Origin of the sequence: Klebsiella oxytoca, from assembly GCF_009707385.1 — a bacterium.
GTDB lineage: Bacteria > Pseudomonadota > Gammaproteobacteria > Enterobacterales > Enterobacteriaceae > Klebsiella > Klebsiella oxytoca_C.
Genome location: NZ_CP046115.1, coordinates 3,800,543 through 3,815,566, shown reverse-complemented (window position 1 = coordinate 3,815,566; position 15,024 = coordinate 3,800,543). Strand labels below are relative to the sequence as shown.

14 protein-coding genes are annotated in these 15,024 nt (G+C 54.1%); 9 read left to right on the top strand and 5 right to left on the bottom strand.

Features of this window, described 5'->3' with window-relative positions:
- The gene (locus tag GJ746_RS17680; RefSeq protein ID WP_154681373.1) at nucleotides 1–1,020 is read right to left on the bottom strand and encodes a LacI family DNA-binding transcriptional regulator; all 1,020 of its coding nucleotides are present in this window, start codon (nucleotides 1,018–1,020) and stop codon (nucleotides 1–3) included.
- A gap of 235 nt (nucleotides 1,021–1,255) precedes the next feature.
- Between GJ746_RS17680 and GJ746_RS17675 the strand changes: the two genes are divergently transcribed.
- The 5 genes from GJ746_RS17675 (at nucleotide 1,256) to GJ746_RS17655 (ending at nucleotide 5,236) form a co-directional block, all read left to right on the top strand.
- A complete protein-coding gene (locus GJ746_RS17675; protein ID WP_154681372.1) occupies nucleotides 1,256–1,699 on the top strand; it encodes a PTS sugar transporter subunit IIA in 444 nt (147 codons plus the stop codon).
- A 79-nt stretch (nucleotides 1,700–1,778) separates the two neighbouring features.
- A complete protein-coding gene (locus GJ746_RS17670; protein ID WP_004870916.1) occupies nucleotides 1,779–2,051 on the top strand; it encodes a PTS sugar transporter subunit IIB in 273 nt (90 codons plus the stop codon).
- 20 nt (nucleotides 2,052–2,071) lie between these two features.
- Nucleotides 2,072–3,463 (top strand): PTS ascorbate transporter subunit IIC, encoded by a 1,392-nt coding sequence (locus tag GJ746_RS17665; protein WP_154681371.1) that lies wholly within the window; start codon nucleotides 2,072–2,074, stop codon nucleotides 3,461–3,463.
- Nucleotides 3,460–4,290, top strand: a complete 831-nt coding sequence (locus GJ746_RS17660) for a transketolase (RefSeq protein ID WP_154681370.1) — start codon at nucleotides 3,460–3,462, stop codon at nucleotides 4,288–4,290. The genes GJ746_RS17665 and GJ746_RS17660 overlap by 4 nt, the downstream gene beginning before the upstream one ends.
- On the top strand, nucleotides 4,283–5,236 hold the full coding sequence (locus GJ746_RS17655) for a transketolase family protein (RefSeq protein WP_154681369.1): 954 nt from the start codon (nucleotides 4,283–4,285) through the stop codon (nucleotides 5,234–5,236). The genes GJ746_RS17660 and GJ746_RS17655 overlap by 8 nt, the downstream gene beginning before the upstream one ends.
- A 46-nt stretch (nucleotides 5,237–5,282) precedes the next feature.
- Here the strand turns inward: GJ746_RS17655 and pta are convergent, their stop codons facing one another.
- The gene (pta, locus tag GJ746_RS17650) at nucleotides 5,283–7,427 is read right to left on the bottom strand and encodes a phosphate acetyltransferase (RefSeq protein ID WP_154681368.1); all 2,145 of its coding nucleotides are present in this window, start codon (nucleotides 7,425–7,427) and stop codon (nucleotides 5,283–5,285) included.
- A 274-nt stretch (nucleotides 7,428–7,701) separates the two neighbouring features.
- Nucleotides 7,702–8,904, bottom strand: a complete 1,203-nt coding sequence (gene ackA / locus GJ746_RS17640; RefSeq protein ID WP_154681367.1) for an acetate kinase — start codon at nucleotides 8,902–8,904, stop codon at nucleotides 7,702–7,704.
- Between the two features lie 335 nt (nucleotides 8,905–9,239).
- Here ackA and yfbV point away from each other — a divergent pair, with 335 nt between their 5' ends.
- The 4 genes from yfbV to GJ746_RS17620 all read left to right on the top strand — a co-directional run bounded on the left by yfbV (nucleotide 9,240) and on the right by GJ746_RS17620 (nucleotide 12,857).
- On the top strand, nucleotides 9,240–9,695 hold the full coding sequence (gene yfbV / locus GJ746_RS17635; RefSeq protein WP_154681366.1) for a terminus macrodomain insulation protein YfbV: 456 nt from the start codon (nucleotides 9,240–9,242) through the stop codon (nucleotides 9,693–9,695).
- A gap of 87 nt (nucleotides 9,696–9,782) precedes the next feature.
- The gene (locus GJ746_RS17630) at nucleotides 9,783–10,277 is read left to right on the top strand and encodes a YfbU family protein (protein ID WP_154681365.1); all 495 of its coding nucleotides are present in this window, start codon (nucleotides 9,783–9,785) and stop codon (nucleotides 10,275–10,277) included.
- Nucleotides 10,278–10,288: 11 nt separating this feature from the next.
- Complete coding sequence (locus tag GJ746_RS17625) at nucleotides 10,289–10,948, top strand: sugar phosphatase (RefSeq protein ID WP_154681364.1); 660 nt, start codon at nucleotides 10,289–10,291, stop codon at nucleotides 10,946–10,948.
- A gap of 76 nt (nucleotides 10,949–11,024) precedes the next feature.
- On the top strand, nucleotides 11,025–12,857 hold the full coding sequence (locus GJ746_RS17620; protein WP_154681363.1) for an SLC13 family permease: 1,833 nt from the start codon (nucleotides 11,025–11,027) through the stop codon (nucleotides 12,855–12,857).
- A 48-nt stretch (nucleotides 12,858–12,905) separates the two neighbouring features.
- Here the strand turns inward: GJ746_RS17620 and yfbR are convergent, their stop codons facing one another.
- Nucleotides 12,906–13,505 carry a 5'-deoxynucleotidase gene (gene yfbR / locus GJ746_RS17615; RefSeq protein ID WP_154681362.1) on the bottom strand — a complete coding sequence of 200 codons (600 nt, stop codon included), beginning with the start codon at nucleotides 13,503–13,505 and terminating at the stop codon, nucleotides 12,906–12,908.
- Between the two features lie 87 nt (nucleotides 13,506–13,592).
- Nucleotides 13,593–14,810: an alanine transaminase AlaA gene (alaA, locus tag GJ746_RS17610; protein ID WP_154681361.1), complete on the bottom strand. Its 1,218-nt coding sequence runs from the start codon at nucleotides 14,808–14,810 to the stop codon at nucleotides 13,593–13,595.
- Nucleotides 14,811–15,024: the final 214 nt, after the last annotated feature.

The window sequence follows — 15,024 nt, the reverse complement described above, 5'->3', positions numbered from 1 at the left end:
TTAGCAGCTATCCCGCATACATAAGCTGGAGGCGATAGGCCTTCTGTCGCTCCAGTTTCCCTCATTAAGACGCTCCAGAAGGGCCCGACCGGCTTCGATGCCAATCTTCTGGTGCGGGACCGCCATTGTGGTTAACGGCGGCTGGCAGACCCGGCTCACATCATTGTCCCCAAAGCCGACGACGGCTAAATCATCAGGCACTTTAATGCGCCGACGCTGGCATTCATACAGCGCTCCGCATGCCAGCTCATCGGAAACGCATACCAGAGCATCCAGTTCCGGCCAGGCCAGCAAAAACTCCGGCAGCTGTGAAGCGCCGGTAGAAAAGTTGGCAGGCAGCGCGGCGTTAATTACCCGGTTAGGCGACATATGATGGCGCAGCATCGCTTTGTACCAACCCTGTAAATGCTGCTGAAAAATCCACTGTTCCTGATTAGCGCACAGCAGGCCAATATTCTGATAGCCACGGTGGATGAGCATCTCCGTCAGTTCGAACATCGCCGCCACGTTATCAATGCCGATATTCATGTCGATGGGGTCGGCGCGCATCGCGCCCATCTCCACTACTGGAATTGAGGCGTTCTTCAGCCAGTTTCGTACGGTATCGCTGTGTTCAACGCTCAGCAGAATGGCGGCCGCAATATTAGAGGCGAGCAGCGTTTCCAGCAGCTTTTCTTCCTGCTCCAGACGGTGCTGCGATTCCGCCAGCATGATTTGATAACCCGCTGGCTGTAGGATCTGCTGAAGTCCGGCAAACATCGCCGAACAGCCCGCTTCGGCAAGATTCGGTACCACCATGGCGATGGTTCTTGACGAGGCAGACGCCAGCGCGCTGGCGGCGAGATTAGGCATGTAGCCCAGCTCCTGCACCGCCGCTTCGATTTTTTCACGTAGCTTCTCGGAAACCTGCTCCGGCGTGCGAAGCGCGCGGGACACGGTCATCGTACCGACACCAGCCAGCTGGGCAACATCGGCGATCGTGACTTTGCCGGTACTACGTCGTTTTCGGGTAAGAGACATACATGTTCCTGCTAAACAGACGTTTTTATTATCATCCATTACTTCACGTGTCAGCGAGTATACGCCTTAAAAGGGGGTTTTTGCTGCGTTTTCATATGATGATTGCGAATTGATAGCGCTATCACAAATCTGAATGTTATCTGTTGATAGCGCTATCTTTGTGATCGCTCTCGCAGATAACTCTTGCCTGCTTGCATAAAGTTTGCCCATCTTTTGCTAACAGAAGAGGGACAAAATGCTCAACACATGGCTATCTGACGCCACCATCGCGCTGCGACAGAATGTCGAAACCTGGCAACAGGCGCTGGATATCTGTGCTCGACCGCTGCTTGAGGCTGGCGTGATTAAACCTGAATACGTCAAAGCTATCGTGGAGCAGCACCACCGGCTGGGGGCGTACTATGTGCTGGCTCCGGGTCTGGCGATGCCGCATGCGCGGCCAGAGGAGGGGGCGAAGGGCTTAGGGTTATCGTTGTTGAAACTGGAACAGGGCGTGGCCTTTGGCGCTGAGGAGTTCGACCCGGTTGATATTATCATTATGCTTGCGGCGCCGGATAAACATAGCCATATCGAAATGATCTCTGCGCTGGCGGAATTATTTTCCAGCGACGAAGATATGAATAAATTACATCAGGCTTTAAGCCTCGAGGAGATTAAAACAATCATCGCACGTTTCTGATTCAATTTTATTATCCGACTAATAACACATTACGCGTCAGCGTAATGCGGACGTACTCTACCCAAAAAAGGTGATAACAATGAAAATTATGGCAATTTGCGGTTCTGGCCTGGGCAGTAGTTTTATGGTTGAGATGAATATTAAAAAGGTGCTTAAAAAACTTGATATTGAGGCCGAGGTGGAGCACTCCGATCTGTCATCGGCGACCCCTGGCGCGGCAGATTTATTTGTGATGGCAAAAGATATTGCCGCCAGCGCCAGCGTACCGGAAAGCCAGCTGGTGGTGATTACCAACATCATCGATATTAATGAACTCGAAGCGCAGCTGCGCGCGTGGTTCGCCAGACAATAACTATTTATAGCGAGGCGGATATGTTTATCCTTGAAACGCTGAATTTTGTTGTTGATATTCTAAAAGTACCTTCTGTGCTGGTCGGTTTAATTGCATTGATTGGCCTGGTGGCGCAAAAGAAATCATTTTCCGATGTTGTCAAAGGAACGATTAAAACTATTCTCGGCTTTATTGTTCTCGGCGGTGGCGCGACGGTATTAGTTGGCTCGCTAAACCCACTGGGCGGAATGTTTGAGCACGCTTTTAATATTCAGGGAATTATTCCTAATAATGAAGCGATTGTTTCTATTGCGCTGGAAAAATATGGTGCTTCAACCGCGCTGATTATGGCGTTTGGCATGGTAGCAAATATTCTGGTCGCCCGGTTTACGCGCCTTAAGTACATCTTCCTGACCGGCCATCATACTTTTTACATGGCCTGTATGATTGGCGTGATTCTTACCGTGGCGGGCTTTGAAGGCATTGGGCTGGTCTTTACCGGCTCCCTGATCCTCGGGCTGGTGATGGCGTTTTTCCCGGCGCTGGCCCAGCGCTATATGAAGCGTATTACCGGTACCGATGATATCGCTTTCGGCCACTTCGGTACCCTGGGATATGTGCTTTCGGGGTGGATTGGTAGCGTCTGTGGTAAAGGTTCTCGTTCAACCGAAGAGATGAACCTGCCTAAAAATCTGAGCTTCCTGCGCGACAGCTCCATCTCTATTTCGCTGACCATGATGATTATCTACCTGATTATGGCGGTAAGCGCTGGCCGGGAATACGTTGAGAGCACCTTCAGCGGCGGTCAGAACTACCTGGTTTACGCCATCATTATGGCGATTACCTTCGCGGCCGGGGTATTTATCATTCTGCAAGGGGTACGTCTGATCCTCGCGGAGATCGTACCGGCCTTTACCGGATTTTCGGAAAAGCTGGTGCCTAATGCCCGTCCGGCGCTGGACTGTCCGGTGGTGTATCCCTATGCGCCAAATGCGGTGCTGATTGGCTTCCTGTTTAGCTTCCTTGGTGGCCTGGTCGGGCTATTTCTCTGCGGGCAGTTTAAGTGGGTGCTGATTCTGCCGGGCGTGGTGCCGCATTTTTTTACCGGGGCGACCGCAGGCGTGTTCGGCAATGCCACCGGTGGACGGCGCGGGGCGATGATCGGCGCGTTTGCTAATGGTCTGCTGATCACCTTCCTGCCGGTGCTCCTGCTGCCGGTGCTGGGAGCGATTGGCTTTGCCAACACCACTTTCTCGGATGCTGATTTTGGCGCCGTCGGTATCGTGCTGGGCAACCTGGCTCGCTATCTGTCGCCGTATGCGATTACCGGACTTATTGTGGCGTTGTTCGTGCTGTTGGTGGCGTACAACGTTTTTGCAAAAAAGAAATCTGTGGGCGGTGGCGCGCAGGAGAACAGCGGAGCTAAATCATGAATGTGCAAGAAGTGACCAGACTGGCGCGCGATATCCGCATCGCCACTCTTAAATCGCTGACCAATCTTGGTTTTGGTCACTACGGCGGCAGCATGTCGGTGGTGGAAACCCTGGCGGTGCTGTACGGCGCGGTGATGAAAATTGACCCCGCAGACCCGGACTGGCCGGATCGAGACTACTTTGTGCTGTCGAAAGGCCATGCCGGCCCGGCGCTGTACAGCACATTAGCGATTAAGGGATATTTTCCGGTAGAGGAGCTGAATACGCTGAACCAGAACGGTACGCGGCTGCCAAGCCACCCGGACCGACTGAAAACGCGCGGCGTGGACGCCACTACCGGCTCGCTGGGGCAGGGGATTTCTATCGCCGCCGGGATAGCGCTGTCGCATAAGCTGGCGGGACGTGTGAATCGCGTATTCTGCATCGTTGGCGACGGTGAGCTGAATGAAGGCCAGTGCTGGGAGGCATTCCAGTTTATTGCCCATCATCGCCTGAATAACCTGACCGTGTTTGTTGACTGGAACAAGCTCCAGCTTGACGGCAAGCTGGACGAAATCATTCGCGCTTTCAATCTGGAAGATAAATTCCGCGCCTTTGGTTTTGACGCCGTTATCGTAAAAGGCGATGACATTGCCGGGCTGCTGGCTGCGGTACAGCCCGTTCCGCCCGCCGATGCGCGGCCGAGGGTAGTCATTCTCGATAGCGTGAAAGGCCAGGGCGTGGCGTATCTCGAAAATCTCAGCAACAACCACCATTTGCGCCTGACGGGCGAGATGAAAGAGACGCTAAACGAGGCTATTCGCCAACTGGAGGCCGAACATGATTAAGGTTGCACCCGCAGGACAAAAAGACGCTATTGAGATGCGCAAAGTGTATGCCGGATTTGTGGCGCAGCAGATTGCCGACGGGAGCCCGATTATCGCTCTGGAAGCGGACCTGATGAGCTCGATGGCGATGGACAGCGTGGCGCGGGAGTATCCCCAACACGTCATCAACTGCGGCATTATGGAAGCCAACGTGGTTGGCACCGCCGCCGGACTATCGTTGACCGGACGCAAGCCGTTTGTGCACACCTTTACCGCGTTTGCCAGCCGCCGCTGTTTCGACCAGCTGTTTATGTCACTGGATTATCAGCGCAATAACGTCAAGGTGATTGCCTCTGACGCGGGGATTACCGCCTGCCATAACGGCGGAACCCATATGTCGTTTGAAGATATGGGGATTGTCCGCGGTCTGGCGCATTCGATAGTGCTGGAAGTGACCGATGCGGTGATGTTTGAGGATATTCTCCGTCAGCTTATCGATCTCGAGGGCTTCTACTGGGTACGTACGATCCGCAAACAGGCGCCGAGCGTCTATGCCGAAGGGGCAACGTTTACCATTGGCAAAGGTAATGTGCTGCGCGAAGGTGAAGATATCACGCTGATTGCCAACGGGATTATGGTAACGGAAGCGCTGGAGGCGGCCCGTCAGCTTGAGCAAGAAGGAGTCAGCGCGGCGGTAATTGATATGTTTACCCTGAAGCCTATAGATCGCATGCTGGTGAAGAACTATGCCGAAAAAACCGGGCGTATTGTGACCTGCGAAAACCACAGTATTCATAACGGACTCGGCTCTGCGGTGGCGGAGGTGCTGGTGGAAAACTGTCCGGTACCGATGCGTCGCGTGGGGGTAAAAGAGCGTTACGGTCAGGTGGGAACGCAGGATTTCTTGCAGAAGGAGTATGGCCTGACGGCGTATGACATTGTTTCGGCGGCGCGGGAGCTGCTGTAAATAAAAAGGCGACCAGATGGTCGCCTTTTTTCACGCTACAGGCAGATTATGCTTGTTGCTGAGAAGACTGAATCGCGGTCAGGGCGATGGTATAGACGATATCGTCAACCAGCGCGCCGCGGGACAGGTCGTTCACCGGCTTACGCATTCCTTGCAGCATCGGCCCGATGGAGATCAGGTCGGCAGAGCGCTGTACGGCTTTGTAAGTGGTGTTACCGGTGTTCAGATCCGGGAAGATGAACACGGTAGCGCGGCCGGCAACCGGAGAGTTCGGCGCTTTGGACTTCGCTACGTCGGCCATTACCGCAGCATCGTACTGTAGCGGGCCATCGATCATCAGGTCAGGACGTTTTTCCTGCGCCAGACGAGTTGCTTCACGTACTTTCTCTACATCGCTGCCTGCGCCAGAGGTGCCGGTGGAGTAGGAGAGCATCGCAACGCGCGGCTCGATGCCGAAGGCAATCGCCGAGTCCGCAGACTGGATAGCGATTTCAGCCAGCTGTTCAGCGGTCGGATCCGGGTTGATCGCGCAGTCGCCGTAAACGTAAACCTGTTCCGGCAGCAGCATGAAGAACACGGAAGAGACCAGAGAGCTGCCCGGGGCAGTTTTGATCAGCTGCAGCGGTGGACGGATGGTGTTGGCGGTGGTGTGAACCGCGCCGGAGACCAGACCGTCGACTTCGTCCTGTTCCAGCATCAGCGTGCCGAGAACCACGTTATCTTCCAGCTGCTCGCGGGCAACCGCTTCGGTCATACCCTTGCTCTTACGCAGTTCGACCAGGCGAGCCACGTAGCTTTCACGAACCACTTCTGGATCGACGATTTCGATACCGGCACCCAGTTCGACGCCCTGAGAGGCGGCAACGCGGGTGATTTCATCCGGGTTCCCCAGCAGAACACAGGTTGCGATCCCGCGCTCGGCGCAGATAGCCGCCGCTTTTACGGTACGCGGTTCGTTGCCTTCCGGCAGAACCACGCGCTTGCCTGCTTTACGCGCCAGCTCGGTGAGCTGATAGCGGAAGGCTGGCGGGGAGAGACGACGGCTGCGCTCAGAAGTTGCGGTCAGAGATTCGATCCAGTCGGCGTTAATATAGTTAGCCACGTATTCCTGAACTTTCTCGATGCGCTCGTGATCGTCAACCGGAACTTCCAGGTTGAAGCTCTGCAGGCTCAGGGAGGTCTGCCAGGTGTTGGTGTTGACCATAAATACCGGCAGGCCGGTAGCGAAAGCACGTTCACACAGTTTGCTGATGCGCTCGTCCATTTCATAGCCGCCGGTCAGCAGAATGGCGCCGATTTCCACGCCGTTCATCGCAGCCAGGCAGGCGGCGACCAGCACGTCAGGACGGTCTGCGGAAGTCACCAGCAGAGAGCCCGCGCGGAAGTGCTCCAGCATGTGCGGGATGCTACGGGCGCAGAAGGTCACGGACTTCACGCGGCGGGTATTGATATCACCTTCGTTGATGATGGTGGCGTTCAGGTGATGCGCCATATCAATCGCACGAGTAGCGATCAGATCGAAGCTCCACGGCACTGCGCCCAGAACCGGTAACGAACTTCCTTTCTGCAGCTGAGCCGGATCGATCTTCACAACTTTCGCTTTAGAAGAGTCGTCAAAGATTTCAGACAGGTCAGGACGAGTGCGGCCCTGTTCGTCAACCGGCGCGTTCAGCTTGTTGACGATAACGCCGGTAATATTGGTATTTTTCGCGCCGCCGAAGCTGCTGCGAGTCAGTTCGACGCGCTCGTTCAGCTGTTCCGGGGTATCAGTACCCTGGGACATGACGAAAACGATTTCAGCGTTCAGCGTTTTAGCGATTTCGTAGTTCAGAGACTGGGCAAACTGATGCTTACGAGTCGGGACCAGACCTTCAACCAGTACCACTTCGGCATCCTGAGCGTTGGCGTGGTAGTTGGCGATGATCTCTTCCATCAGCACGTCTTTCTGGTTGCTGGAGAGCAGCGACTCAACGTGGCTCATCTTCAACGGTTCTGCGGCTGGCAGACCGGAGTTCGCGCGAATGATGGTAGTGGTCTGGTCTGGCGCATCGCCACCGGCGCGCGGTTGAGCGATGGGTTTAAACACGCTCAGGCGAACGCCTTTGCGTTCCATAGCACGGACAACACCGAGGCTGACGCTGGTCAGGCCGACGCTGGTTCCGGTAGGGATAAGCATAATTGTACGGGACACGATATATCCTCTTTCGTTACCGCCTGTATCAGGCGGGAGACAAAACTGCACCACCAGCTTCCCGTCATACTTCAAGTTGCATGTGCGTTAGCTTTGTTACTTGGCTCATCCATGAGCCTCGCCCTTACGGGCCGCCATACACGGCGTTCAAATCTGTTTCAGACAGATTTGTCGCTCACCCCAGTTACGTACTACTCGTACGCTCCTGGGGATTCTCTGCGTTGCCGCCTTCCTGCAATTCGAATTATTTAGGGTTATCGCTGGCGGTGTGGAATCAGGCGGTCAGACGGTGGGCGTCTTGCGCGATGACCAGCTCTTCGTTGGTCGGAATGACGACAGCCGGGCGAGTGCCTTCTTTGTTGATGAAGCCAGACTTGCCGAAACGGGCTGCCAGGTTACGTTCGTGATCAACTTCGAAGCCCAGTACGCCCAGTTTGCCCAGAGACAGTTCGCGTACCATCGCTGCGTTCTCACCGATACCGCCGGTGAACACCACGGCGTCCAGACGACCGTCCATCAGCGCGGTGTAGGAGCCGATGTATTTTGCCAGGCGATGGCAGTAAACGTCCATTGCACGTTTCGCATCCGCTTTTTCCTGGTAGTTGTCTTCAACGTAGCGGCAGTCGCTGGTCACTTCGGTCAGGCCGAGCAGACCGGACTCTTTGGTCAGCATCTTATTGATTGCATCTACGCTCATGCCCAGGGCATCGTGCAGATGGAAAATGATTGCCGGGTCGATATCGCCAGAGCGGGTACCCATAACCAGGCCTTCCAGCGGGGTCAGACCCATGGAGGTGTCAACGCATTTACCGTTGCGGATAGCGGAAACGGAACCACCGTTGCCCAGATGGCAGGTGATGATGTTCAGCTCTTCAACCGGTTTGTTCAGAAGTTTCGCCGCTTCCTGAGTCACATAGAAGTGGCTGGTGCCGTGTGCGCCGTAGCGACGTACGCCGTGTTCTTTGTACAGGTTGTACGGAAGGGCATAGAGGTAAGATTCTTCCGGCATGGTCTGATGGAAAGCGGTGTCGAATACGGCAACGTTTTTGTCTTTCAGATGAGGGAAAGATTTCAGCGCTTCAGCGATACCGATCAGGTGCGCAGGGTTATGCAGCGGAGCGAAAGAGGCGGAGTCTTTAATTCCCTGGATAACGGAGTCATCGATAACCACGGAACTGGTGTATTTCTCACCACCGTGAACGATGCGATGGCCGATTGCGGTCAGCTGTGCAGACAGTTCTGGTTTTTGTGCCAGAATAGTGTTAACGATAAAGTTCAGCGCTTCACTGTGAGCAGCGCCAGCGCCTAAATCGGCCTCTTGTTTGCTGCCGTCCATTTTCCATTTGATACGGGCTTCAGGAAGATGGAAACATTCTGCTAAACCGGACAGGTATTCATCACCGTTGACGGCGTCAATGATAGCGAATTTCAGAGAGGAGCTACCGCAGTTCAGAACCAGTACTAACTTACTCGACATGGAAGTACCTTTTATGATACGTGGCTAAAAAAACGTCAGTGTGTCACAAAGCGTAGCGCAGGATGACATCGACATTTATGATTAACATCATGCCTTGCACTGTTTTCGGCACGATGGGAGAAGTACATTTGATTTTATGTCATTTTGCATAATTTTCAGCCAGTGGCAGAATATGCGATAATTTGACTAACCTGGTAAAAGGGTCTAACCGCCCCTCAGGTGCGCACAGAATACCTGATTGAGGCGTTCATTGCCAAAATCTTTTGAACGTTGTCATACATAGTTGGTGTTTTGCACAATTTTTTTAAGTTTTATATGTAAAGTTGAGGTAAGCCATGTCTGGTCCTGAGAATCGCCCTGTGAGTTTTTTTGGCTTGTTTCGCCACGGGCAGCACTATGCCAAGACTTGGCCTCTGGATAAGCGTCTTGCCCCGGTGTTTATCGAAAACCGTATTATTCGCGCTACTCGCTATGCGATTCGTATTATGCCGCCGGTGGCTATTTTTACGCTGTGCTGGCAAATTGCCCTCGGTGGTCAGCTGGGTCCAGCGGTTGCAACCGCGCTGTTCGCGCTGAGCCTGCCAATGCAGGGGTTGTGGTGGTTGGGTAAGCGTTCGGTAACGCCTCTGCCGCCCTCAGTGCTTAACTGGTTTTATGAAGTACGCGGTAAACTGCAGGAGGCTGGCCAGGCGCTAACGCCGGTTAACGGTAAGCCTGATTACCAGGCTTTAGCTGACACGCTTAAGCGCGCTTTCAAACAACTGGATAAAACTTTCCTGGATGATTTGTAATTGCCCCGGGAAAACGCATATAAAAGAAGGCGCATAATTGATGCGCCTTCTTTTTTCACGCCGTAAAAAGTGCAACAGGAGTCAAAAATGGAAATGACCAATGCGCAGCGTCTGATTTTATCGAATCAGTACAAGATGATGACGATGCTCGATCCGGACAACGCCGAACGCTACCGCCGCCTGCAGACCATCATCGAGCGAGGCTATGGCCTGCAGATGCGTGAACTGGACCGCGAGTTTGGCCAGCTCTCCGAGGAAACGTGCCGCACCGTCATTGATATTATGGAGATGTACCACGCGCTGCACGTTTCCTGGACGAACCTGAAGGACGCCAGCGGAATCGACGAGCGTCGGGTGACTTTCCTTGGTTTTGACGTGGCGACGGAAGCCCGTTATCTCGGCTATGTCCGCTTTATGGTTAACGTTGAGGGGCGCTATAGCCACTTTGACGCCGGAACTCACGGCTTTAACTCCCAGACGCCGATGTGGGAAAAATATCAGCGTATGCTCGCGACCTGGCACTCCTGCCCGCGCCAGTATCACTTAAGCAGTAACGAAATTAATCAAATTATCAACGCCTGATGGAGGTTCCCGTGCAGTGTAAAGGTTTCCTGTTTGATCTTGACGGGACATTAGTCGATTCGTTGCCGGTAGTGGAACGTTCGTGGTGCAAATGGGCGGATCGATTCAGTATCCCGCACGATGAAGTGCTGAACTTCATTCATGGCAAACAGGCGATAACCTCGTTGCGTCATTTTCTTCCCGGCCGCAGCGAAGACGAAATTCAGGCCGAGTTCGTCTGGCTGGAAGCGGTAGAAGCGGCTGATACGAATGGCGTAACGGCGCTGCCCGGAGCCGTGGCATTGCTTAATACTCTCGATGAAGCCGGTATACCGTGGGCGATTGTGACTTCGGGGTCGATTCCCGTTGCTCATGCTCGTCATCGTGCTGCTGGTCTGCCTGATGTTGACGTTTTTGTTACCGCCGAGCGCGTCAAGCACGGGAAACCTGCGCCGGACGCCTATCTGCTGGGAGCTGAACTGCTGGGGCTGGCGCCAAAAGAGTGTGCCGTCGTGGAGGATGCTCCTGCCGGTCTGCTCTCCGGGCTGAATGCTGGATGTCGCACGATCGCGGTAAATGTGCCCGCAGATGCGCCGCGTCTCAATGAAGCCGACCTGGTGTTAACAACGCTGGAGAGTCTGCTGGTTGAGCGTCTGCCCGATGGCAATGTGAATGTCAGCCTTAACAACTAAACTCATGATTTAGCCCCGCGCTGGCGGGGTCTTTTTATGCCAAACTTCCAACTCCATCTTCTGACAAGGATAAGTTGTGAACGGTGAATTGATTTGGGTTTTAACCCTTCTTGCCGTAGCGGTCGTACTCTTTGCCACCGGAAAAGTGCGCATGGACGCTATCGCATTGCTGGTGATCGTCGCTTTTGTCCTCAGCGATACCTTAACTCTCAGCGAGGCCTTCTCGGGTTTTAGCGATCCTAACGTTATCCTGATCGCCGCTCTTTTCATCATTGGCGATGGGCTGGTGCGTACCGGCGTCGCCACCAAAATGGGCTCCTGGCTGGTGAAGGTTGCCGGCAACAGCGAAACCAAAATGCTGGTCTTTTTAATGCTGACCGTGGCCGGATTGGGCGCTTTTATGAGCTCGACGGGCGTGGTGGCCATTTTTATTCCGGTAGTGCTCAGCGTGTCAATGCGCATGAACACGTCGCCTTCGCGGCTGATGATGCCGCTCAGCTTTGCCGGGCTTATCAGCGGGATGATGACCCTGGTAGCCACGCCGCCTAACCTGGTCGTCAACAGTGAACTTGTGCGCGAAGGGTTACAGGGATTCGGCTTTTTTAGCGTCACGCCGATTGGCCTTGTGGTACTGGTACTGGGCGTTTTCTATATGCTGGTGATGCGCTTTATGCTTAAGGGAGAGGAAGGCGAGCAGGTACGCGATGGGCGTAAAAGAAGCACCTTCCGCGATTTAATCAAAGATTATCACCTGACGGGTAGAGCGCGTCGCCTGGCCATCCGTCCCGGTTCGCCGATGATAGGCCAGCGTCTGGATGACCTGAAGCTACGCGAACGCTACGGGGCGAACGTTATCGGCGTTGAACGCTGGCGGCGATTTCGGCGGGTTATCGTTAACGTCAACGGGGTCTCTGAATTCCGCGCCCGCGACGTTCTGCTGATCGATATGTCGGCCTCGGAGATCGATTTACGCCAGTTTTGCGGCGAGCAAATGCTGGAGCCGATGATATTACGCGGTGAATATTTTTCCGATCAGGCCCTTGATGTGGGGATGGCCGAAGTCTCCCTGATTCCGGATTCCGAACTGATTGGCAAGACGGTCCGCGAAATCGCCTTTCGTACCCGTTTTGATTTGAACATCGTCGGCCTGAAACGCGATGGTAAAGCGCTGGATGGCGCGGTTACCGATGAAGCCCTGCAGCTGGGCGATATCATGCTGGTGGTGGGTAACTGGCGGCAGATAGCCCTGCTGGCCAAGCGGGGTCGAGACTTTGTGGTGCTGAATATGCCCATTGAGGTCAATGACGCCTCGCCGGCGCACAGCCAGGCGCCGCACGCCATTTTCTGCCTGGTGCTGATGGTGGCGCTCATGCTGACTGACGAAATACCTAACCCTATAGCGGCCATCATTGCCTGCCTGCTGATGGGCAAATTTCGCTGTATTAACGCCGAAAGCGCCTATAAAGCTATTCACTGGCCGAGCATAATTTTGATTGTCGGCATGATGCCGTTTGCCCTGGCGTTGCAGAAAACCGGCGGGGTGGATTTGGTGGTGAAAGGGCTAATGGACGTCGCGGGAAGTAAAGGGCCTTATCTGATGCTTGGCTGCCTGTTTGTGATGTGCGCGGCTATCGGTCTGTTTATTTCCAACACCGCTACCGCGGTGCTGATGGCGCCTATTGCGCTGGCTGCCGCGAAGTCGATGGGCGTATCACCCTATCCCTTTGCGATGGTGGTGGCCATGGCGGCCTCGGCGGCGTTTATGACGCCTGTCTCTTCGCCGGTAAACACACTGGTGCTGGGGCCGGGTAAATATTCGTTCAGTGATTTTGTTAAAATCGGCGTGCCGTTTACCATTATGGTTATGGTGGTATGCGTACTGCTGATCCCGGTGCTGTTTCCGTTCTGAATAGGTCGTTAATTTCCCCGGTCAGAATGACGCTGGCCGGGGAGTGGTTCAGAGAGGCGAATCCTGGCTGATTTCATCGAGGGAGAGATGGAAGCTCGGCACAAATACCCGCATAAAATAGTCCATCTCTGCGCTGCGGCGCGATTCCAGCGTTTTCTCAAGGCGGCCTTTGGCCAGCAGAAATTCATTATTCCCCGCAGATAGCTCTTCCAGACACTTCAGGTAAGCACAGAGCGCATCTGCCTGCTTGACGAGGGATTTTTCCTCTTCGCTATAGCGATGTTCATCGATTAGCGGTTCGAAAATATCGCGGAGCTCGTCAGGAACCATCTCGATCAGTTTCTGCTGGGCGATTTTTTCGATAGCTTTGTACTCTTGCGCTATCTGCGAATTGAAATATTTCACCGGCGTCGGCAGGTCGCCGGTCAGCACTTCCGAAGCATCGTGATACATCGCCAGCAGCGCGATTCGCTCGGCGTTAACCTGACCGCCGAATTTACGGTTTTTAATCGCCGCCAGCGCATGGGCCACCATTGCGACCTGCAAACTGTGTTCGGAGACGTTTTCGGTGCGCACGTTGCGCATCAGCGGCCAGCGGCCGATCAGTTTCAGGCGGGAGAGATGGGCAAAAAAATGACTCTGACTCATAGGAACCCTTAATCAGTTACAACGTCGGGTGCCATTGTGCGCAGGGATTGCCGCCGGATGCAAATCCCGGCGGCAGGGCAGGTCACATCAGAGCTGGTGATAGCCGGAAAGGAAGCGCCCGAAACGGGTAATCGCCATTTCAAGATCGTCTTCGCGCGGCAGGGTCACGATACGCACGTGGTCCGGCCATGGCCAGTTAAAGGCGGTCCCCTGAACCAGCAGCACTTTTTCCTGCAGCAGAAAATCGAGCACCATCTTCTGGTCATCGTGAATATTAAAGCGTTTAGCGTCGATTTTCGGGAACATATACAGCGCGCCTTGCGGCTTAGTGCACGACACGCCAGGAATTTCGTTAATCAGCTCCCAGGCGCGGTTACGCTGTTCATATAAGCGCCCGCCGGGAACAATAAATTCACTGATGCTCTGATAGCCGCCGAGAGCCGTCTGGATCGCATGCTGGGCCGGGACGTTAGCGCACAGGCGCATTGAGGCCAGCATCTCCAGGCCCTCGATATAGCCTTTTGCGTGTTTCTTCGGTCCGTTAAGAACCATCCAGCCCTGGCGGAAACCGGCAACACGATAGGTTTTCGACAAACCGTTAAAGGTAATAGTCAGCAGATCCGGGGCCAGCGGGGCAATCGAGTGGTGTTGCGCCTCATCGTAGAGGATCTTGTCGTAGATCTCATCGGCGAAAATGATGAGGTTATTCTGACGGGCGATCTCAACGATCTCCATCAGCAGCTCCTTTGAGTATACCGCGCCGGTTGGGTTATTCGGATTAATAATCACGATACCGCGGGTACGCGGGGTAATCTTGGCGCGAATATCGTCGAGGTCCGGGAACCAGTCGGACGACTCATCGCAGAGATAATGCACTGCTTTGCCGCTGGAAAGCGCTACTGCGGCAGTCCAGAGCGGGTAATCTGGCGCCGGAACCAGCATCTCATCGCCGCTGTTCAGCAGCGCCTGCATGGCCTGGACGATAAGCTCAGAAACGCCGTTCCCGATATAAATATCCTCTACCGTCACATCACGCATACCGCGGGCCTGGTAGTGCTGCATGATGGCCTTACGAGCGGAATACAGTCCTTTGGAATCGCAGTAGCCCTGGGCGGTAGGAAGATTGCGGATGACATCAACGAGGATTTCGTCAGGCGCGTCAAAGCCAAACGGCGCTGGGTTGCCGATGTTCAGCTTCAGGACTTTGTTGCCTTCTTCTTCAAGGCGTTTCGCCTCTTTCAGAACCGGGCCGCGGATGTCATAACAAACGTTGTCTAACTTGCTGGATTTTTCGATGGGGGACATGAACCTTGACCTTTTAGCTGTTATCGCCACTCCCTGCCGTGGAAGTCAGCACGGAATAATGTACTCCGCATCCCCGCTGTTTTGAAGGGTTAGCAGGAGAAGATTTTGCTATCCATCTTTTTTTGGTTTAATCAATTTATCTGGTAGCAAAGCTTTTTGTTTATATATTATGCCTTTTATGGTTTTATTTATGGTCTTATGTTGTGCCTTGTGT

Coding starts and splice junctions, on each gene's coding strand:
- GJ746_RS17680 (WP_154681373.1), bottom strand. CDS start 1,020: ATGTCTCTTACCCGAAAACGACGTAGTACCGGCAAAGTCACGATCGCC.
- GJ746_RS17675 (WP_154681372.1), top strand. CDS start 1,256: ATGCTCAACACATGGCTATCTGACGCCACCATCGCGCTGCGACAGAAT.
- GJ746_RS17670 (WP_004870916.1), top strand. CDS start 1,779: ATGAAAATTATGGCAATTTGCGGTTCTGGCCTGGGCAGTAGTTTTATG.
- GJ746_RS17665 (WP_154681371.1), top strand. CDS start 2,072: ATGTTTATCCTTGAAACGCTGAATTTTGTTGTTGATATTCTAAAAGTA.
- GJ746_RS17660 (WP_154681370.1), top strand. CDS start 3,460: ATGAATGTGCAAGAAGTGACCAGACTGGCGCGCGATATCCGCATCGCC.
- GJ746_RS17655 (WP_154681369.1), top strand. CDS start 4,283: ATGATTAAGGTTGCACCCGCAGGACAAAAAGACGCTATTGAGATGCGC.
- ackA (WP_154681367.1), bottom strand. CDS start 8,904: ATGTCGAGTAAGTTAGTACTGGTTCTGAACTGCGGTAGCTCCTCTCTG.
- yfbV (WP_154681366.1), top strand. CDS start 9,240: ATGTCTGGTCCTGAGAATCGCCCTGTGAGTTTTTTTGGCTTGTTTCGC.
- GJ746_RS17630 (WP_154681365.1), top strand. CDS start 9,783: ATGGAAATGACCAATGCGCAGCGTCTGATTTTATCGAATCAGTACAAG.
- yfbR (WP_154681362.1), bottom strand. CDS start 13,505: ATGAGTCAGAGTCATTTTTTTGCCCATCTCTCCCGCCTGAAACTGATC.
- alaA (WP_154681361.1), bottom strand. CDS start 14,810: ATGTCCCCCATCGAAAAATCCAGCAAGTTAGACAACGTTTGTTATGAC.